Origin of the sequence: Bacillus sp. FSL L8-0152 (assembly GCF_038006365.1) — a bacterium.
Taxonomy (GTDB): Bacteria; Bacillota; Bacilli; order Bacillales; family Bacillaceae_G; genus Bacillus_A; species Bacillus_A cereus.
In genome coordinates, this window is record NZ_JBBOVB010000001.1 from 1,323,388 (window position 1) to 1,343,221 (window position 19,834).

Genomic DNA, 19,834 nt, shown 5'->3' on the forward strand with positions numbered 1-19,834 from the left:
GGTTACTGTTATAGCATATTAAACATGTTGTTTATAAGACACGACAGTTACCTATTTATACATAAGTTTGTGCACCAAATTTGAAGATGAAATTCTCTTTCTTTACAATGGAAGTAGGTGTTATTTCTATAAAATATGGAAAACGTAAAGAGTATGTAAAAAAGAAGGAGTGGTAAAGTGAACTATGTCATTATTGGCGGAGATGCAGCTGGTATGAGTGCAGCTATGCAAATTGTTAGAAACGATGAAAATGCAAATGTTGTAACTTTAGAAAAAGGTGAAATTTATTCATACGCTCAGTGTGGATTACCGTATGTCATTAGTGGTGCTATCGCTTCAACTGAAAAGTTAATCGCGCGCAACGTAAAGACGTTTCGTGAGAAATATGGAATTGATGCGAAAGTGCGTCATGAAGTAACGAAAGTAGATACGGAAAAGAAAATGGTGTACGCAGAGCATACGAAGACGAAGGATGTCTTTGAATTTCCATATGATCGATTATTAATTGCGACTGGAGTGCGTCCTGTTATGCCAGAATGGGAAGGACGGGAATTACAAGGCGTTCATCTTTTAAAAACAATTCCTGATGCTGAGCGCATATTAAAAACGCTAGAAACGAATAAAGTTGAAGATGTAACGATTATTGGCGGTGGTGCTATTGGACTTGAGATGGCAGAAACATTCGTCGAACTTGGTAAGAAAGTAAGAATGATTGAGCGAAATGATCATATCGGTACGATTTATGATGCAGATATGGCAGAGTACATACATAAAGAAGCAGATAAGCATCATATTGAAATTTTAACGAATGAAAATGTAAAAGCATTTAAAGGAAATGAACGAGTAGAAGCAATCGAAACGGATAAAGGTACGTATAAAGCAGATCTTGTTTTAGTGTCGGTTGGAGTGAAGCCAAATACTGATTTTCTTGAAGGGACAAATATACGTAAGAATCATAAAGGAGCAATCGAAGTAAATGCATATATGCAAACAAATGTGCAAGACGTATATGCAGCCGGTGATTGCGCAACACATTACCACGTTATAAAGGAAATTCATGATCATATCCCGCTCGGAACGACTGCCAATAAGCAAGGGCGACTTGCTGGACTGAATATGCTTGATAAACGAAGAGCTTTTAAAGGTACGTTAGGCACAGGCATTATTAAATTTATGGATTTGACACTCGCAAGAACAGGGTTAAATGAAAAAGAAGCAAAAGGGCTACACATTCCGTATAAAACGGTCAAAGTAGATTCTACAAATATGGCGGGCTATTATCCAAATGCAAAACCACTTTACTTGAAATTACTATATAGCTCCGATACGAAACAATTATTGGGCGGGCAAGTAATTGGAGAAGAAGGCGTAGATAAACGTATTGATGTGATCGCGATGGCACTTTTCAATAAAATGAGCATTCATGATTTAGAAGATGTCGATTTAAGTTATGCACCACCATATAACAGCGTGTGGGACCCAATTCAGCAAGCGGCAAGGAGAGCAGAATAGCACTTTTTAAAGTGCTATTTTTTTGTTAAAGGGGAATTATCATTTTTGTCGAATGAAGAGGATCGGGAAATAGTTACATATGAGGAAGGGGAGTTTTTTTATGATTGTAGCACTTCAAAAGGTTCAAGAATCAGAAAAAGAAATATTACGTAATTTGTACGCTTTATATCTTCATGACCTTTCTAAGTTCACTATGAATATAACTATCGGAGCGAACGGATTTTTTGAATACGAAGATTTGCATATGTTTTGGAAAAATGACGGAATCACGCCGTATTTTATAAAAGTTGATCATAGTATTGTAGGATTCTTATTACTACTGGAACGTCCGTTTTTGAAGAAGGAAAATGATTTTGGTATTAATGATATTTTCATATTGAATCAATATAAAGGAAAAGGAATCGGTAAACAAGCTGTTGAGAATTTACTAGAAGAGAAAAGAGGACAATATTTCGTTATCGAACTTCTAAAAAATGTACCAGCAGTGTCGTTTTGGAAGAAAGTATATAAAAAACTGAACATTGAATTTGATGAGAGAGAGCAGTTAATTGATGATGAAGAATGTCTCGTTCAAACGTTTAAAATTTAATGAAATTGGTTTTCCTTTTATATTACTTTGAAATTTAACTTTATCCCGCTATTTGCGGACAGTAAGACCCCCACCTCAAAATCCAGCGAAAGCAAAGAAGTTAGGTGGGGGATCAACTGCCCGTAAAAGCCCGATTGGTTCAACTAATAATCAGTGGGGATGAAGACCCCTATTGATTAAAGTTTCGCTTTATTTTGAATATACCGTTCCCCCTTGAAAACATATTACTAATCGCTTATATTTTCATATAGTATTTATTTTTTTAACGAAGCAATGAACGAACCAGGGGGCGCAGTATGGCAATTAATATGAAAACAATCGAAGAATGGATTGTTGAATCAAATACAAGACATGAAGAAGACTTTGGACACGTTGTGGAAGAAATGAAAGAAGTATGTGTCGGACTTGATAACGCGACATTAATTTATACGAAAAATGTATTTTGTTTCGGTAAAAAAGTAGAAGTATTTTTCTTCTTCCAAGACCATGTCGTGATCGGACAAGAAAAAGACGAATATATTGAGATTGAAAAATTAAAGTATGATGCCATTACAAATAGTAATTTAAAAACAAATGACAAAAATACAACGTTAGAATTAAAGTTTGCTAACGGACAATCTATTAATTTAGATAGTTTAAATGATAACTACGGTACGAAAAATTGGTTATTTGCTAGACAAATTAAGAGTATTTTTAAGTTAATCTAGTAAAAAGCAGACCTCAAAGGGTCTGCTTTTTACTTAATTCCTATTACACAAAGGCAACCTCTTTCTTCATAGCATTTCACACTTGTAAATCCTGTTTTATAAAATAGGTTTATTAATTCTTCATTCGTTTTCCATTTCTCCATATGATGTTGAATTTTGAAAGTTTCAGCTACTAATAAAAAAGATCCATTCGGTTGTAAGACGCGAAATATTTCTTTTATATCTTGTTCCACATCGGGCCAAAAGTAGTGTGTTTGAAAAGCGGTTATGAGATCGAAGAAGTTTGTATTGTAAGGAATAGAGGAGACACTTGCCTGATGAATGATTACTTTTCCTTTTTTTACGTCCTGTATATTGGCTTTCTTTGAGTTTTCAACAGCTTGATCTGAATAATCAATTCCATATATTTTCCCAAATGGAATTCGTTTTGAAAGAGTATGTATTGTTTTGCCGCCGCCACAACCAATATCTAAAGTAATTGCATCTTTACGTATATGTATTTTTTGTAATCCCCAATTTGTTAGTCTCATATGTGCAGCGTTCATAATACAAAGCATGGAAGAACCAATTGTCCCGCGAGGGTTTTTTGCTTGCTGAATTAATCGTTGTAAAATGTTCAAGTTACATTCTCCTTTTATGTAAGAATATATACTCATTTCGCTTTTTATAAATTAAGTCCTTTAAAAAAAGCACGCCGTCTACCGGCGTGCTTCTAATTATGCAAAGCCCCTTTTAACCAATTCCGCGCCCGATATGCCCCAACTGGAACTTGAATAAGAGACGTTTCATTCCCAGCATCAATTCCGTACAATTGATCACATGAATTTGTATCAAAACTTAGTAAAGGATGCCCGCCCATCCCCATAGCAGTTGCAGCAAAAACGAGTTTATGAACGAGGATACCAGCTTCCATTTGGTGAATACGGTATCCTCTATAGCCTAATGCATTTGTATAGTAATCTTTCTTTCCGACTACATGTAAGCAAAGTGGTACTTGAAAAAGGTTTACGTTATCCATCGTCATACTAGATTGAAGGAGATAACGAAGGTCCCCATACCGAATTGGTTGTATGGAATGTGTTTTCCTGTTATAAGTGTAAGCACCGTTTTCTATATCTTTTACGTTATAGAAACATCCATATAATGAGACGCGTGCATTTTCATTTACATACTTACCATCAAGGTCGCTGTAATAGGGGAAGGAGAGGCTCGCTTCTTGTAGTAAAGTAGCGAGCTCAGCTGCATCCCATTTCGTTAAAATAAAGTCCGCATCAGGAGAATATCGTTTTTTACAAAGTTGTAGGAAATCATACGATAACCGTTCTACTTTCGGTAGCTGTACAGCGTACGTATTATGTTGATAGTGCTCTTCATGATGTAGTGTTTGGAAGTGTTCTGTCGATTCAATCATAGAAGCTTCATTTATTTTTGTTATCATCGGATGTTCATTTACATGTTTTGAGCGAACGAAATGTTCATGTGCGAGTGGCGGAATTTGTTGCAACAACTCATGAGAAGTAACTGTTTTATTTTCACGGTAATCATTGTGAAACCAATTAGTTTCTGGCTCTGTACTTAAAGGAATAACGGCATACACACTTTCTTCACCTTCTGACAATCCGAGTAAATGGTTCAGTGCACGGTCTAGAAATTGAAAGTATACGCCGTTCGTATAACCGAACTGTTTTGCACATTCTAGTAATTGTCCAATGAGAACCCCGCTATCTAATCCTTGAAGGCGATATGAAAAGTTATTGTATTTAAAGAAGTTTTTCCAAAACATAGTGGATACGAATGCGGCACCGAAACAATCATGTATATTACAGCGATTACCGAGTGCGTCTGCTAAATAAGAATCGAAATTTCCTTCGCGAAGTAAAATAAGTCGGTGATGCGCGGCGTCATAATGGTAAATGCCGTCTGGATAATCGTCAATCTTTAAATAGATATACAATTCATTCGGATATAAAGCACCGCCTGAAGGAATGGATCTGCGTAATACATTTCTCTCGCTATTTAGCTGACATAATTGTGTTACACCAAATGAATACCAAAGGTAGTGACCAATCTCATTTAGAGTAGGTGTAGTAGAAGAGTTCGATAAAGATAACGGGATTTCTAAGGAGAGCGGGATGGTAGGTACATTTCGATATAATTTATAAGGAAGCGGTGCGTCTTTCCAGTCCACCTCATGATTCGGCATAATTTCATCAATAGAGAAATGGAGATGATGTAAAAAAGTATCTAGCTGCATGAAATCCCTCCTTTACTATGGAAACGGGTGCGGATTTGGATTTAATTGTTCATTTGTTAACGGTTCAGTGCTATATCCAAGTGTCATCGGTACGGTATAGACTCTATCTAATCCTGTAACACGAGTAAGGTGATGGCCGAATGTCATCGGTAACATGCCTGGAATAATGACTTTTACACAGTGTAGTCCGTTCTTTTCTATAAGGGGAACGGTTTGATCTACAACGATTATTTCAAGATTAGATTGATGCAAACGATTTAAAAGTTGGTGGAGATCGGATGTTAAATCCATATCAAATGACTGTGATACATTCATTTCTTGGAACGTTTGCACCGGTGCATCTTCTCGTAAAAGGAAGTGAAGACGTTCTTCCGTTTCTTTCAATCCATACAGCATACTATGGTCTTCCATTTTATTAACGAAATAAGGATCTTGTAAGCATTTTTCATAGTATTCTCTTTTGTGCTCGAGCTCATCGTCTGTTATAAGTAACATGCCTGCTATTTCTTGAATGGCACTTTTTAAAGCTCGAATAGGATCTAAATGAGCGCCTCCCGCACAAACAACGTTCATTCCATTTTCACGTGTATTTTTTGCAATTACCCATAAGCTCGGGATGCCGTGTTCCATCGTCGCATTAAAAGCGTGTAATTCATATCCAGTAATCGTACGTAACCGCTGAATCATTAATTGTAATTCTGTATCATTTGCTGAACTCAGATCAAGGCGGGGAAGAGGTAATTCGGCATACCAAGTGAGTAAGAAGGCATCACGCTCTACAATTTCTAAAATGCCGTGAAAAATCGCTTCTTCTAAACTACCGCCAATTGCACATCCATTTGATGTTTCATACACGAAAGCATCTCGATGACCGAGGCTATAATAAGCAATTGATTCAGGAACTAAAAGCGGTCTGTTTTGTGATAAAGAATATCCCCATACCCAGTTTTGCTCATAATCAGGATCAAACGGCTTAAATGGAAAATTATCACGATTGTAATGTTCATTTGTATGTACACCGAGTGTGAGGGGATTTAGTGCATGTTCCTCTAAATCATGAAAACTACCATGCACATTTGTCTTTTTCCCGCGAGGCGACATACCGCAATATCGTTCTAAACCTTCTAAAATAGCAGTTGCTTCACTCACTGCAAATGAATGAGTTCGGCCTGCAACACCTTCATTTCCAAACATTAATGGCATGTTTATAATGACGTCAGCAAATGGCAATAAAGAATGCTGCATTTTGCCGTTCAACATACCGATCCGATAATCTAAATAGTCTTTCGTTAAAAATGTGTTTAATTCATGAATGGAACGGCAGCGATACGTTTCGGTGCTTACTTTTAAACTCGGTTGTAAAGAAACTTCCGCCGCATCCGCAGTATCATCAGGTAAATTGCTACATACAGGACAGAGAGGATCTGGAAGAAAAGAATGCCGCGTACATTGTAATGTTTGTAAGTTTAGTAAAATAAGTTCATTTTCTAAAGAAGAATGGTTATGAGTTAATATTTTTTCTGTTTCTGCGCAAATAAGATGGCACATTTGTAACATTCCATTTTGGGTGGCACGTACATCACGCCTCGTTCCATTTTCGGCTTTAAAGGCATATTTCCGCTGTAGTTCCCACATTTCTTTTTGATCAAAGCCAGCGATAAAACGGCGTCCATCAGAACAATGGGAACATCCGGGCGTAAGAGGATGAATGTAAGGACCGATAATACCTTCGCCAAATGAAGTGAAACCACGAAGCCACGGAATATGATTTGAGCGAAAAATAAGTTCGGCATCATGATGAATAGTAGAAGGAGATCCGTCATGTAATACGAGAGCGAGATGAATATTTTCAGGGAGTTCTTCTGTAAGGGTATGTTGACGAATGATGGAATATTGTTCGCATAATTGATCATGTACATAGTCTGCAAGTAGGCCATCTCCTATAAGCAATATATTTTGAATCATAAACCGTCCTCCTTTGCAATTAATACTCCGTACACACCGTCTAAGTTTTCTTTCAAAAATGGTTCAATCGCTAAATCAAATACGAATGGATAAAAATTATGTTCTTCTAAATGTTGTAAGGCGAGTTGCAAAGATTGTACGCTTGGAATTTCTTCTTCCGCTTGTATTTCCACCCTAAAAGAATCAGTGTCATATAAAATAATAGATGAGTCATACAAAATATTAGCTCTGTAAGGAATTTCTTCATTTTGAACGTGAAAGAGTGATAGTTGTAGTGCGTTTCGTAACGCTAACGTCATATTAATATTAGATGCACCGTACCATCTATCATTTATACCAACCCAAACGGCTGGAAAACTGAGAATCTCTTCACTCATTGCGATTTTAGGTGTTTCATGAATTGTAGAGAGAGCTTCGTAATAAAATCTACAATGTTTATCGTGAATATCAGTTAAATCAATCGTTGTAAGTTCTTCTAGCATATGTGACTGCCGCTCATACAATTTATTGTTTAAATGTTGCTGTAGTGCCCGGTAAAATCCTTCTGTCATCGTTTCTCCAGCACCGATACCGATATCGTTATGTTCAGGAATAAGGCGGTGAATGATTTCTGCTACATATGTTTCAATTCCTGTTAAACCGGCTTCTCGGCGTGCTTCATTATGAGTCAATCCACTGCAAGTCATAAGAGGCAGAAGGTGAGCTGGGCCATCTGATAGTGGAGTGGCTACTTGAATATAGCACTGTGATAACGGTAATTGATATGAATCTTGTTCATCCCATACATGGAATATACCGGCTTCTTTAGAAGTTAATGAGTCAAAAAATCGGAATACATCAGTTGAAGTATGTTGGTTCGACCGATGCTCAAGTTTTTCAGAAAGATTTTCTATCGTATCAATTGTAAAACTTTCATCAGTTGCAAGAGGATGTTTTATAAAAGAATGCCACGTTCCTTCAAGTGTTTCATAGTTTAATAAAAAGAATTGTGCTTCTTTTTCCCGATGTGAATCATCTGCGACATGCTTAAATAATTCAAAAACGATTACATTTGTTAACATTGCAGATGTAATTGGTGAGAAGGAATCAGATGAATTTTCATTTTGTAAATTCGTTTCATGTAGTCGATGCCATGCGGATTCCCAGCATTCATCACGATTTTCCGTTACGACAGGCCCAGCTATACCGAGTGTAGATAAACAAATAGCTGGTATGAAATTCTTTTTCGTTTCTCTACAAATAGTGTGAACTGTTTGTAAACCATCAATGTCTCCATTTTGGGAAACATATAAAATCCAATCAAAAGGTTCGAACACTTCATGCAAGGGACGGTCAATTGTAGTATCGATTTCTTGAAGGAGTACACTGTTATCAACTTCATATGCACGTTCTATTAGCTCATGTATTCTGTCATAGTTTGTTTCATCCCGATCTGTAACGAGGTAATGAAATGTAGGTAAACCAGATTCTAATAAAGAAGAAACTAAAGAAGTAAGCATATCCCCAGAACCAAGTACAAGTACATTTGCCCCGCGGTACGTTTCGAATTTTAAAGCACCTGAATGAGAATCAGCTTCTAAAAATTCAATTTGTGAAGCATATCTGTCGAGTAATGTACTGTTTAATTCATGAGGTGCATCTTGATTTGCATCACGAACGAAACCATTTTCATATAAAACCTCTCCAATTTCAAATACACGATTTTGATAGGGGAGAGGGAGTCCATCAGTTATTTCTGCTAAAGAATAATTACCGTTAAACATGGGCATTAATTTTTCAATCCAGTCATAAATTCCATCACCGTCCATGCGAAATGAACTGGCGTTATTTCGAAAATAGACACCCCCGTTTGAATCGGGGAGGAAGAAAGTGTCCTTATTTACTTTAAGTTTTGCATGAATTGGAAGGTTATTCATTTTAATCCTCCTTACGTTTAGGCATACATTATTACTTTATGTCATGAAATTTGTCCCGTATGAACACAATAAAAAAAGGCTGTAGAATGATTCATTCTACAGCCTTTAATAGATTTTAATCTATCAACCTTCTAATAATAATGACTTTGGATCTTCAAGCATATCTTTAACAGCAACAAGGAAGCTAACTGCTTCTTTACCATCAACAATACGGTGATCGTAAGATAAAGCAATGTACATCATTGGGCGGTTTTCCATACGCTCGTTATCAATTGCAACTGGGCGTACTTGGATTTTATGCATTCCTAAAATACCAACTTGAGGGCTATTTAGGATTGGTGTTGACATTAGAGAACCGAATACACCACCGTTTGTAATTGTAAATGTACCACCTTGTAGTTCTTTTAATGAAAGTTTGTTATCGCGTGCTTTCATACCTAAATTACGAATTTCACTTTCGATTTCAGCGAAGTTTAATTGGTTAGCATCGCGTACAACTGGAACAACTAATCCATCTGGAGCTGCTACTGCAATACCGATATCATAGAATTTTTTGATGATAAGCTCGTCACCTTGAATTTCAGCATTTAATAATGGGAATTGTTTTAATGCTGCAACAACTGCTTTTGTGAAGAATGACATGAAGCCAAGACGTACATCATGTTTTTTCTCGAAAGCATCTTTGCGTTCTTTACGTAATTCCATGATCGCGCTCATATCAACTTCGTTAAATGTTGTTAACATTGCAGATGTTTGTTGAACTTCTACAAGACGTTTTGCAATTGTTTGACGGCGGCGGGACATTTTCACGCGCTCAACTGGTTTTTCGAATTCAGTTTTTGCAACTGGAGCAGGAGCTGGGCTCTTTGGAGCAGCTGGTGCTTCTTTTGGTGCTGCAGCATGAGCTTGTACATCATGTGGTCTCACGCGTCCAAGTGGATCTGTGCTACGTACGTCGTTTAAGTCGATTCCTAATTCACGAGCCATTTTTCTAGCAGCTGGTGATGCGATAGGACGGTTCGTATTTGGTAAGCCTTGTAGACCCGTAGTTTGTTCAGCATTTGGAGCCGCAGCTTTCGGTGCTTCAGCTGTTTCTTGTTTTGGTTGCTCAGCAGCTGGAGCAGGTGTACTTACTGCAACTGGTGCTCCATTAGCATCTAAAATTGCGATAGTTGCGCCAACTTCAACTGTATCCCCAGGTTCGCCTAGTAACTTCGATACAATACCTGAATCTTCTGCAATGATTTCTACATTGACTTTATCAGTTTCAAGCTCAACAACGCTGCCACCTTTCTCAACTTTGTCGCCTACGTTGATAAGCCATTGTGAAATAGTTCCTTCGGTAATAGATTCTGCAAGCTCAGGTACTTTAATTTCGATCATTTTAAATGTCCTCCCCTTATTTGCCTAACGGTGTGTTTTTTCTTCTTTTGTCTTCGGTAATCTCCATTTGTTAGCCTGGCCTTGGGCAGATATTCTGCCCAAGGAACAAGCTAGAAACCTTCATTGTTACTTTTTAGTTGCTGTAAACTTCAATTTCTTGTTTATCTTGACGGAAGTTATACTTCACATCTAAAGCATGTGCAACAATTAGTTCTTGCTCAGCTTTGTGAGCGAATGGATCGCCTCCAGATGGACTAGAGCGATCAGGACGTCCAATGTAACCTGTTTTCACTTTATCTCCAGCAAGTTCGAACAGAATTGGAGCCATGTAATGCCATGCGCCCATATTACGAGGTTCTTCTTGAACCCAAATGATTTCTTCTAAGTTTTTAAAGCGTTTAATAATAGATTGAACTTTCTCAGCAGGGAATGGGTACAATTGCTCAATACGAACGACATGAACTTCGTCTAAGTTGTACTCATGTTTACCAGACTCGATTTCTGCTGCTAAGTCAATCGCCATTTTACCTGTACTTAAAACAAGACGTTTTACTTTATTTGGTTTCATACCAAGGTTTTCTTGTTCTAAAGCAGGTTGGAATCGTCCTTCGCTTAACTGATTAGCAGTTGAAAGCGTAAGTGGGTGACGTAATAAACTCTTCGGCGTCATCAGTACTAATGGTCGAACAGCTTCTGTTCCTAAGATAGATGCTTGACGACGCAGGATATGGAAGTATTGTGCCGCGCTCGTTAAGTTTGCAACTGTCCAGTTATTCTCAGCAGCTAACTGTAAGAAACGCTCTGGACGTGCACTAGAGTGCTCTGGTCCTTGACCTTCATAACCGTGTGGTAATAGAAGAACTAAACCAGATTTTTGACCCCATTTTGCTCTTCCAGCTGAAACATATTGATCAAATAATGCTTGCGCAGTATTTGAGAAGTCACCATATTGCGCTTCCCACATAACAAGAGTTTCTGGAGCGAATACGTTATAACCATATTCGTAACCAACAACAGCAGCCTCTGATAACGGACTGTTATGAACAGAGAACGAAGCATTAATGTTTGGTAAACGGTGTAATGGTGAATATGTTTCGTTTGTATCAGTATCGTGTAATACGATATGACGGTGTGCGAATGTACCACGCTGTGAATCTTGACCAGTTAAACGAATTGGCGTACCTTCTTGTAAAATAGAAGCGAATGCTAACGACTCAGCAAGTGCCCATTCAATTTTACCGTTCTCTTCAAGAGCATCTTTACGGCGCTCAAGAATTTTCTTCACTTTTGGATATACGTTAAATCCTTCTGGCCAAGATAGTAGACCTTCATTAATTGCACGAAGTGAGTCAATCTCAACACCAGTATCGATTGGTTGAATACCTTTTGCAACAACATCTGGCACTTTAACGTGAATTGTTGCATCACCCGTATCAGCTGGTGGTACTTGTGCATAGTCGGATTTTAATTGCTCTTGTATAAACTGCGTAATTGTTTCAACTTCATCTGCATTTAGAACATCAGCAGCTTGTAATTGATCTGCATAAATTGCTCTTACAGTTGGGTGATTTTTAATTTTTTTGTACACTTGTGGTTGCGTAACTGCTGGGTCATCCATTTCGTTATGACCGTAGCGGCGGTAACCGATTAAATCGATTAAGAAGTCTTTTTTGAACAACATGCGATATTGAATCGCAAGGTTAGCAGCAGCAAGACAAGCTTCCGGATCATCAGCGTTCACGTGAACAATAGGAATATCGAAACCTTTTGCAAGGTCACTTGAATATTTCGTAGAACGAGAATCATAACTATCAGTCGTAAAACCAACTGCATTGTTTGCGATAACATGAATCGTTCCGCCTGTTTGATACGCGTTCAATCTGCTTAAGTTGAGTGTCTCAGATACAATACCTTGACCAGGGAATGCAGCATCACCATGAACTAAAATTACGAATGATTTTGAAGTATCTTGATCTGGAAGACCAGATTTTTTACGATTCTCTTGAGCAGCACGTGCGAAACCTTCTACTACAGGATTCACGAACTCAAGATGACTCGGGTTATTTGCTAATGTCACGCGAGTGCTAACTTCTTCGTTACTAACGACTTGTTCTCTACCTAGGTGGTATTTTACGTCGCCAGTCCAGCCAGAATTGGCTACTGCGCCTTCTATTTTTGCATGTTTGAACTCAGCAAACATGTGACTATATGGTTTTTCTAATACGTGAGCAAGTACGCTTAGACGACCGCGGTGAGCCATACCAATCATGACATCCTCTACGCCGTTCTTAGCACCTTCTAGAACAATTTCATCTAAAACAGGTACAAGCATATCAACGCCCTCGATAGAGAAACGTTTTTGCCCAACGAATGTTTTATGCAAGAATTGCTCGAAACCTTCAACAGCTGTTAAACGTTTTAAAAGAGCAGTTCGTTTTTTATTTGATAGTGGTTGACGCAATGAATTTGATTCCACCATTTGATGCAACCACGCGCGTTCTTCACTATCTTGTATATGAGAAAATTCATAAGCTAAAGATTTTGTATAAACGTCTTTTAATCTATGAATCACATCAAGTGCAGTGTGAATACCTTCTGGTGCATCTTGCCATACTGTTTTCGCTGGAATCGCTTTCAAGTCAGCATCGCTCAGTTCACTCATTGCTTTCTCAAGAAGTGATTGTCCATTTGCAGCATCTTCCATCGGGTTAATGTGAGCCAACGTGTGCCCGAAAGAACGAATTTGCTCAACAAGTTGAACGACTTTAAGAATTTTTTCAATGTTACCTGTGTTTTGAGGAGAAAAATGTGTTGCTGTGTTGTCCCCTGTTACGACATCATCTTGAAACGAAGGAGCTCCAAAAATTTCAAAAAGCTCTTGTAATTCCGGATCAACAGAACCTGCTCCAGTTACGTAAAGATCATACTGCTCAATAACATAACCAAGGTTCGGACCGTGGAACTTGGCCCAAGGGTTTGTCGTTGTATTCTTCCTCGTCATTTGTTTAAACCTCCCAATGCATATAATCCTTTTCCATACAAAGGTGCATTTTGCTCTTTTTCAATAAGTAATGAATCAATAATCAATGTAAATGTTTTCTTTACTCTTATGTTATTACAATAATTTACATAATACCAAACACTATTACTTATCTGTTTTGTAAAAAAACATTCACAATAACTTATCACCCAAGTTAATCTTTCACTTTATAAAGTAATTTTACAGAAAAATGGGGTGGATATATTTGGTATGCCTATACTAATAGCTATAATTGTTGCATTTAAATATAGGTATAATAGTTAGAATGTTTTGATGAAATTTAGTTTGAATTATGTATATTGAAATAATAAGCGCTTTCATAGATATTATACAACAATATAACGGAATATAGTATAAAAAATAAAAAATTATGAATTTATCGTAAACTTTATTTCGATAGTGTTAAATATCGAAAGGAAAATGAAGGATTTCTACAAAAAAAGTTGCTAAACATAAAAAATGGTTCATAACCCGTTAGTTTCTATAAATATGCCAAAAAACACCGTAAAACCAATAACACATTTCATCTAATAAAGAAGAGAATGAAATATTTTAAAAGGATAAAACAAATATGAAGATATTAAATTTTAAAAAAGGTGAGGAGGAAATATAGTAACGATTACATACAGTGTTCCATGTTTTATTACAAAATAGACGTGCTCAAATCGAACAAGTTTCTTCTATATAAATAGAGTGAAAAATGATTGGAATAAATGTAAAGGAACCTTGACGTAAAGTTTACTTTACATATATACTCGATATATGGAAGGAGGGAGAAATTTCCTTGGAAAATAAAATGGTCGAATACCGAAAAAAATTTGGACTATCTCAAGAAAAGTTGGCTGAGAAACTTGGAGTTTCCAGACAAACCATCATTTCAATTGAAAAGGGGAAATACGATCCATCACTTCCGCTAGCATTTGAAATAGCGAAAACATTTCAGACAACGATAGAACATGTATTTATTTATGAAGGAAAAGAAGAGGGGGAATAGGGATGAATTATTCACAAAAGTACTTTGTAATTATGGGGATTATTTTTCTATTTATGAGTGGATTTATGATATTAACAGGTATAATGACGCATTCTGCACCGCCAGCTATAACGTATCCATTGCTTGGGATGATGATTATGAGTTTCTGTCTAAGCTACTTGCACCCGCAATTTAAAGAAAAAGACGAGCGAATGAAACTTATTCGTTATAAAGGAATGTTTGTAACCTTTTTTGCATTAACAGCATATTATCTTCTTTTCTCTATCGGCTTAAACTTAAAAATACTTACACTATCTGCTACTGAATTATTGAATATACTTATGGCACTTACGATGAGTACCGTTTTTATCTCATTTGTTGTTTTGGCAAAAAGATATTAAGATGGAAGAGAGAGAGGAAGATTAACATATGCAAATGATGTATGCTTTTGGCATTGGGCTTGTATTATTTTTAGCAGTATTCTTATTTATTCGTAAAGACGTTCAAGGCGGGACGTTAACGAAAAGAGGCTTTTATAAAATGATCGGCTGTTTAGTTGTTATGTTTATTGCGATTATTGTAATGATTGTTTTAATAAGTCGGTCACTATAGAATGTAAAAACGGAACCTTACTGCGGTAAGGTTTTTTTATTGTTAAACCTAAAAATTACCACTAAATCCATTTACTATAAATAACTTATATTATATAATCCAATGAAATGATAGATAAGGAGTGTAGTATATGAATAAAAAAACTATCTTCTATTTATTAACTTGTCTACTACTTGTAGCTAGTACTGCTTATTATAATATGTAACAAACGAGAACAAGTGCCACCTATATTAGTATGGGACGAACAAGAATACTATGTTACGAATGAACCTGCCAAAGTAGAAGAAGTTGGGCAAAAACTTGGCGAAGTAACAAAGAAAATTAAAACAAGTAAAAAACCTACTAAAAATAAAGAATCTAATACATTACAAGAGAAAACAGAAGTATTCACAATGATTGAGGAAGAAAAAAGTGATTACCCGCCTTTAATCATAAAGGAAGCTTATAGTGATAAATATAGGGTAGTGAGGCCGATGTTGAAGCAAGTATTATGATGAAAAGGAGATTCATATGCAGACAGTAATTTCGTATCCGTGGGTGTTAAGAAAAATATTTGTCTTTTTCCTCCTATCGGTGCTGTTTACATTTTGATGAATAGAGGAGCGATACAAAAGAGAGATTTTATATTTATTATTTGCTGCTATGAATATATCACTTTGGTTATTGCTTATGATTTTTGATTGGAGTATGTGGATGGTAGTAGGGCATTATTTGTTTGGAGCAGTTGTTATTGTTTTTTCGAATATGAATAAGAGCTAAGCCAGCAACCTTAAAGTTGCTGGTTTTTATTTTGCTATTTATAATGAAGAAACAAATTTTTAATAGAGAGTAGTGGGCGTTATGAGATGGAAAGAGGGAACGTTTGAAAAAATAGACACGATTGACTCATCTGTTGAGCAACTTATAAACACGTTTAAGGAACAAAACTTAATTGGTGGAGCAATAATAAGCTGTTTTAAAGTGCATAACGAAAATTTTTTTAAAGAAATACCACATTCGAAAGATGGACATGAGCACTTCTTTAGAAGAATCTTCAACTCTTTAGATATAATTAATAACTTAGAAGAGTTAAAAATACATACATCAGACAAATATAAGTTTCGTTTTAAAGAGCAGCTGGCAGTTATGCTTGATGGTAGCATTGCTGCGCAAATTTTGTGGGGCGGAGCATATGAAGGGTTTAAGGAACGACCAGTTATCGCAAAACAATTAGCAGTCAATGTATGTCAATATATGTTCCAAGATCGATACGAAGATATTAAAGTGATTGAAAGCTATCGCCCTTGGACAGATTGGTTTTACGATGTTGCGTGGGATGTTACTTGGATGGTGTTAGATAGTAGGGAACAGAAAATGTGGTTCATTTGTGCTACGGATACAGATTGATGGGGGAATGGACAAACAATGACATCAGTTGTCATCAAGCAACTTGTGAAATTGAATTTTAAATAAAGACAAGGAGTGCGACTGTGACAACTTTGGAGAAGCTGCTTGGTTGGAAGTGATTGACGTGTATAAAGAAGAGAAAGCATATCACGTAGAAGGTTGATATGCTTTCTCTATTTATGAACCCGGAGAGGCTCGAACTTACGATGTTCTTCATTTTGAAACATATATTAAATTACATAGGCATATACGGAGTATCTCGTATAGTTTTTAATTTTAATTTTCTTGTAAAGCTCCTTTGTTATTCCTCATAAAATAAAATCAGACCATTTTGAACAGAGCGTTGTAATCGTTTAAGTTCAAGTTCTAATACTTCTTTGCCTAAAGGGGTAAGCATGTAACATCTCTTTCTATCTATCGATGCTACCTCATCAATTAATTCTTCGGTTAATAGTTTTTTAATAATCCCATACAATGTGCCTGGTCCAAGTTTGACTTCTCCATGGGTAAGGTTTTCAACTTCTTGCATAATTCCATAACCATGTATAGGTTTTAGTAATGACAGTAAAATATAGTATTGTGGTTCTGTTAATGGGATGTATTGTTCTACTGCGGGCTTCATTATAACCACCTCCGATATATCGTATGTCGATATATTAAGCCGTTTTTTCAATAAATGCAACCAAGGAAATGGACTTACATATATATAGGGAGAAAGTAGAATAGAAGTGTACAATATGTGTAATCAATTTATGAAAAATTGGATTTTTTTTGAAATATGCAGTATTGCATATTTATACTTCGTAATCTTATGGTATCCTGAAATTGTTAGATATGGTATATATTTTATTTTCCTCAATGCCAGTTGAAACGTAGTAAATAATAGTCATATCTAATATCGCTTATTCTGTTTATTTACATAGTATGTATAAGTGATTTCAAAAATAATTGAGTAGACATAATGAAAGGAGATGAAAACATAATGTTAAATTTAAAATTCATGGAAATCGAAAATGAAGAATTAAACTGTGGTTGGTGTATGGCAGGTGGCGCGGTTGTAGGTGGCGGCGCAGCAGTTGGAATTGGTATTCTTTTAACTTAATAAAAGGGGTTTCGTCATATGAAACAGTTATTCTATACAGAAGTTGAATTAGAAGAATTGAACTCAGCAACTAGTTGGGCTCAATCGGTAGCTATGGGCGGCGTTGGAATTTACGTCATTTTAACTTGATAATATAAAAAATATCATTGTTTTAGAAGGTGAAAAGCATGAAAACATTATCTTTTAAAGAGGTTGAATTAGAAGATTTAAACGTGTGGGACATGGTCGCTTTAGGTCTTGGTGCTGGTGGACTAGCAGGTGGAGCACTAATTATACTTACGTGATTTAAACTGAGGGAATTTGTATTCTGAAAATTATATAAGGAGGCGAATAATATGAAAACATTATCTTTTAAAGAAGTTGAATTAGAAGATTTAAACGTGTGGGACATGATCGGTTACGGTATTGGTGCCGGTGCGGTAGTTGGTGGCCTAATTGTAATTACATGATTTTAGCAAATAAGCTTATTATTTTGATTATTAAATAAGGAGGTGAAAAGTATGAAAACATTATCTTTTAAAGAGGTTGAATTAGAGGATTTAAACGTGTGGGACATGATCGGTTATGGTCTTGGTGCTGGTGCGGTAGTTGGTGGCCTAATTGTAATTACATGATTTTAGCAAATAAGCTTAGTTTTTATGACTGTTAAATAAGGAGGTGAACAATGTGAATACATTACACTTCAAAGAAGTTGAGTTAGAAGAAGTAAACTCTTATACGGATGCTGCTGGATTTGCAATCGGATTTGGTATTGGAGTAGCTCTTGTAGTAACTTGATCTAAAATAATGATGTAAATAATTCGAAAAGAGGGTAAAAGATGAGTACATTACACTTCAAAGAAGTTGAATTAGAAGAAGTAAACTCTTATACGGATGCTGCTGGATTTGCAATCGGATTTGGTATTGGAGTAGCTCTTGTAGTAACTTGATCTAAAATAATGATGTAAATAATTCGAAAAGGGGGTAAAAAAATGAATACATTACACTTCAAAGAAGTTGAGTTAGAAGAAGTAAACTCTTATACGGATGCTGCTGGATTTGCAATCGGATTTGGTATTGGAGTAGCTCTTGTAGTAACTTGATCTAAAATGATAATGGTAATAAACTAAAAAATTTAAGTGAGGAGGCAAAAAAGATGAAAAAATTATTCTTTAAAGAAGTTGAATTAGAAGAATTAAATTCACATGGTACAGATTTCTGGACTGGAGCAGGTATTGGAGCAGCTGTAGTTGGTGCTGGAGCTGCAGTAGCTGGTGCACTAATTGTGACATGATGAATGTTGAGTGTTTAACATCAATTTTGATATTGTAGCTTTCAATTACATGATATTTTTTGTATATTAAGTTATTAAACGAATATGCAATATTGCATATTCGTTTTTCTTCATTTCATGTTATTCTCAAATAGTTATATATGGTATTTAATGGTACCCCGTATTTCTAAGACATAAAAGTTATTAAAACCATCTATAATTTCATTTATTAAGTATTTTTATATCTATATATACAACTATGATTTTTTAGTTGATACCTCTGAAAACTTTATGAAGGGAGATGAAAATAAAATGTTAAATTTAAAATTCTTAGAAATTGAAAATGAAGAATTAAACTGTGGCTGGTGTATGGCAGGTGGCGCGGTTGTAGGTGGCGGCGCAGCAGTTGGTATTGGTTTGATTTTAACTTAATAAGATAGTGAACGATTAATGCTGTAAAGTTAGGCACTACATCATTGATCATACTTACTTGACTATAAATATGATTAAACTTTTTGGAAGATTAAAACAAGGAGGCGGAAAATATGAAAACATTATTCTTTAAAGAAGTTGCATTAGAAGAATTAAATTCACATGGTACAGATTTCTGGACTGGAGTAGGTATTGGTACAGGCGTAGTTGGTGCTGGAGCTGCAGTAGCTGGTGTACTAATTGCTGTGACGTGATGGATATGAATAAAAATCTACTTTTTATTATAATCCCAGTAGTAATAGTGTTTGGTTTAATTGTTCTTGTTAATAGTAGTAATTTATATATGAACATTGCTTTAGCAACTACAATAACGCTAGCTTCTGGCATTTTAGTGGGCAGAGTACTACAATTACGAAAAAATTAAATAGTAACACACTATAACATAAAATCTTCCAAATATTCACTGTGTAATCACTGGTTTAAAGTGCCTGTTTCGTTACTTTAACAAAATTCACATGATTTCACCTGTAAGAATTTTTATATTCAAAACGAGAGGTGAAGAGTATGAAGAAATTGCACTTTAAAGAGGTTGAAGTAGCAGAGTTAAATTCATTCTGGACTGGCGCTGCTGTTGGGCTTTAATTTCTGGTGGTGGAGTAATTTTACTTACATGATCTCAGCCGTAAAAATAGAATTTTCTTAATGAAAAAC

General features: G+C 35.9%; 17 protein-coding genes and 2 pseudogenes. 12 read left to right on the plus strand and 7 right to left on the minus strand.

The annotated features are described in order from the left end of the window. The first annotated feature begins 177 nt into the window (after positions 1 to 177). The 3 genes from MHH27_RS06700 to MHH27_RS06710 all read left to right on the plus strand — a co-directional run bounded on the left by MHH27_RS06700 (position 178) and on the right by MHH27_RS06710 (position 2,808). Positions 178 to 1,512 (plus strand): CoA-disulfide reductase, encoded by a 1,335-nt coding sequence (locus tag MHH27_RS06700; protein ID WP_098566887.1) that lies wholly within the window; start codon positions 178 to 180, stop codon positions 1,510 to 1,512. A 100-nt stretch (positions 1,513 to 1,612) separates the two neighbouring features. Beyond that, entirely contained in the window at positions 1,613 to 2,101 is a 489-nt protein-coding gene (locus MHH27_RS06705; RefSeq protein ID WP_000634324.1) for a GNAT family N-acetyltransferase, read from the plus strand. A gap of 296 nt (positions 2,102 to 2,397) precedes the next feature. Beyond that, positions 2,398 to 2,808, plus strand: a complete 411-nt coding sequence (locus tag MHH27_RS06710) for a DUF3908 family protein (protein ID WP_000996806.1) — start codon at positions 2,398 to 2,400, stop codon at positions 2,806 to 2,808. A gap of 29 nt (positions 2,809 to 2,837) precedes the next feature. On the opposite strand, the gene MHH27_RS06715 is transcribed toward MHH27_RS06710, so the two are convergent. The 6 genes from MHH27_RS06715 to odhA all read right to left on the minus strand — a co-directional run bounded on the left by MHH27_RS06715 (position 2,838) and on the right by odhA (position 13,327). After that, a complete protein-coding gene (locus MHH27_RS06715; RefSeq protein WP_340942003.1) occupies positions 2,838 to 3,428 on the minus strand; it encodes a class I SAM-dependent methyltransferase in 591 nt (196 codons plus the stop codon). 92 nt (positions 3,429 to 3,520) lie between these two features. Continuing rightward, complete coding sequence (locus tag MHH27_RS06720) at positions 3,521 to 5,062, minus strand: SagB family peptide dehydrogenase (RefSeq protein ID WP_090975843.1); 1,542 nt, start codon at positions 5,060 to 5,062, stop codon at positions 3,521 to 3,523. A gap of 15 nt (positions 5,063 to 5,077) precedes the next feature. After that, complete coding sequence (locus MHH27_RS06725) at positions 5,078 to 7,027, minus strand: TOMM precursor leader peptide-binding protein (protein ID WP_090975845.1); 1,950 nt, start codon at positions 7,025 to 7,027, stop codon at positions 5,078 to 5,080. Continuing rightward, a complete protein-coding gene (locus tag MHH27_RS06730; protein ID WP_089170637.1) occupies positions 7,024 to 8,943 on the minus strand; it encodes a putative thiazole-containing bacteriocin maturation protein in 1,920 nt (639 codons plus the stop codon). Before MHH27_RS06730 ends, MHH27_RS06725 begins: the two co-directional genes overlap by 4 nt. A 123-nt stretch (positions 8,944 to 9,066) precedes the next feature. Then, a complete protein-coding gene (gene odhB, locus MHH27_RS06735; protein WP_000569893.1) occupies positions 9,067 to 10,326 on the minus strand; it encodes a 2-oxoglutarate dehydrogenase complex dihydrolipoyllysine-residue succinyltransferase in 1,260 nt (419 codons plus the stop codon). A gap of 133 nt (positions 10,327 to 10,459) precedes the next feature. Next, positions 10,460 to 13,327 carry a 2-oxoglutarate dehydrogenase E1 component gene (gene odhA, locus MHH27_RS06740; protein WP_144524162.1) on the minus strand — a complete coding sequence of 956 codons (2,868 nt, stop codon included), beginning with the start codon at positions 13,325 to 13,327 and terminating at the stop codon, positions 10,460 to 10,462. A gap of 823 nt (positions 13,328 to 14,150) precedes the next feature. Between odhA and MHH27_RS06745 the strand changes: the two genes are divergently transcribed. The 6 genes and pseudogenes from MHH27_RS06745 (at position 14,151) to MHH27_RS06770 (ending at position 16,337) form a co-directional block, all read left to right on the plus strand. After that, positions 14,151 to 14,360: a helix-turn-helix transcriptional regulator gene (locus tag MHH27_RS06745; RefSeq protein ID WP_000428506.1), complete on the plus strand. Its 210-nt coding sequence runs from the start codon at positions 14,151 to 14,153 to the stop codon at positions 14,358 to 14,360. Between the two features lie 2 nt (positions 14,361 to 14,362). After that, complete coding sequence (locus tag MHH27_RS06750) at positions 14,363 to 14,740, plus strand: hypothetical protein (RefSeq protein ID WP_001109901.1); 378 nt, start codon at positions 14,363 to 14,365, stop codon at positions 14,738 to 14,740. 28 nt (positions 14,741 to 14,768) lie between these two features. Beyond that, positions 14,769 to 14,951, plus strand: coding sequence for a DUF3976 domain-containing protein (locus tag MHH27_RS06755; RefSeq protein WP_001178303.1), 183 nt, complete (start codon positions 14,769 to 14,771; stop codon positions 14,949 to 14,951). 130 nt (positions 14,952 to 15,081) lie between these two features. After that, positions 15,082 to 15,445, plus strand: a pseudogene (locus tag MHH27_RS06760) (hypothetical protein). 16 nt (positions 15,446 to 15,461) lie between these two features. Further along, a pseudogene (locus MHH27_RS06765) lies at positions 15,462 to 15,710 on the plus strand (hypothetical protein). Between the two features lie 81 nt (positions 15,711 to 15,791). Continuing rightward, entirely contained in the window at positions 15,792 to 16,337 is a 546-nt protein-coding gene (locus tag MHH27_RS06770) for a hypothetical protein (RefSeq protein WP_340942008.1), read from the plus strand. 301 nt (positions 16,338 to 16,638) lie between these two features. Here the strand turns inward: MHH27_RS06770 and MHH27_RS06775 are convergent, their stop codons facing one another. Next, positions 16,639 to 16,959, minus strand: coding sequence for a PadR family transcriptional regulator (locus tag MHH27_RS06775; protein WP_075677556.1), 321 nt, complete (start codon positions 16,957 to 16,959; stop codon positions 16,639 to 16,641). 1,615 nt (positions 16,960 to 18,574) lie between these two features. On the opposite strand from MHH27_RS06775, the gene MHH27_RS06780 reads away from it, so the two are divergent. From MHH27_RS06780 to MHH27_RS06790, 3 genes are all read left to right on the plus strand, one after another. After that, positions 18,575 to 18,712, plus strand: a complete 138-nt coding sequence (locus MHH27_RS06780) for a hypothetical protein (RefSeq protein ID WP_166669620.1) — start codon at positions 18,575 to 18,577, stop codon at positions 18,710 to 18,712. Positions 18,713 to 18,982: 270 nt separating this feature from the next. Next, on the plus strand, positions 18,983 to 19,123 hold the full coding sequence (locus tag MHH27_RS06785) for a hypothetical protein (RefSeq protein WP_197219809.1): 141 nt from the start codon (positions 18,983 to 18,985) through the stop codon (positions 19,121 to 19,123). Between the two features lie 113 nt (positions 19,124 to 19,236). Further along, positions 19,237 to 19,377, plus strand: coding sequence for a hypothetical protein (locus MHH27_RS06790; RefSeq protein WP_166669619.1), 141 nt, complete (start codon positions 19,237 to 19,239; stop codon positions 19,375 to 19,377). The last annotated feature ends 457 nt before the right edge of the window (positions 19,378 to 19,834 follow it).

What these genes read in the sequence shown, in the direction of transcription:
- MHH27_RS06785 (WP_197219809.1), top strand. Translation starts at nt 18,983, where the DNA reads ATGAAGGGAGATGAAAATAAAATGTTAAATTTAAAATTCTTAGAAATT.
- MHH27_RS06710 (WP_000996806.1), top strand. Translation starts at nt 2,398, where the DNA reads ATGGCAATTAATATGAAAACAATCGAAGAATGGATTGTTGAATCAAAT.
- MHH27_RS06755 (WP_001178303.1), top strand. Translation starts at nt 14,769, where the DNA reads ATGCAAATGATGTATGCTTTTGGCATTGGGCTTGTATTATTTTTAGCA.
- MHH27_RS06790 (WP_166669619.1), top strand. Translation starts at nt 19,237, where the DNA reads ATGAAAACATTATTCTTTAAAGAAGTTGCATTAGAAGAATTAAATTCA.
- MHH27_RS06725 (WP_090975845.1), bottom strand. Translation starts at nt 7,027, where the DNA reads ATGATTCAAAATATATTGCTTATAGGAGATGGCCTACTTGCAGACTAT.
- MHH27_RS06750 (WP_001109901.1), top strand. Translation starts at nt 14,363, where the DNA reads ATGAATTATTCACAAAAGTACTTTGTAATTATGGGGATTATTTTTCTA.
- odhA (WP_144524162.1), bottom strand. Translation starts at nt 13,327, where the DNA reads ATGACGAGGAAGAATACAACGACAAACCCTTGGGCCAAGTTCCACGGT.
- MHH27_RS06720 (WP_090975843.1), bottom strand. Translation starts at nt 5,062, where the DNA reads ATGCAGCTAGATACTTTTTTACATCATCTCCATTTCTCTATTGATGAA.
- MHH27_RS06780 (WP_166669620.1), top strand. Translation starts at nt 18,575, where the DNA reads ATGAAAAAATTATTCTTTAAAGAAGTTGAATTAGAAGAATTAAATTCA.
- MHH27_RS06770 (WP_340942008.1), top strand. Translation starts at nt 15,792, where the DNA reads ATGAGATGGAAAGAGGGAACGTTTGAAAAAATAGACACGATTGACTCA.
- MHH27_RS06705 (WP_000634324.1), top strand. Translation starts at nt 1,613, where the DNA reads ATGATTGTAGCACTTCAAAAGGTTCAAGAATCAGAAAAAGAAATATTA.
- MHH27_RS06775 (WP_075677556.1), bottom strand. Translation starts at nt 16,959, where the DNA reads ATGAAGCCCGCAGTAGAACAATACATCCCATTAACAGAACCACAATAC.
- MHH27_RS06730 (WP_089170637.1), bottom strand. Translation starts at nt 8,943, where the DNA reads ATGAATAACCTTCCAATTCATGCAAAACTTAAAGTAAATAAGGACACT.
- odhB (WP_000569893.1), bottom strand. Translation starts at nt 10,326, where the DNA reads ATGATCGAAATTAAAGTACCTGAGCTTGCAGAATCTATTACCGAAGGA.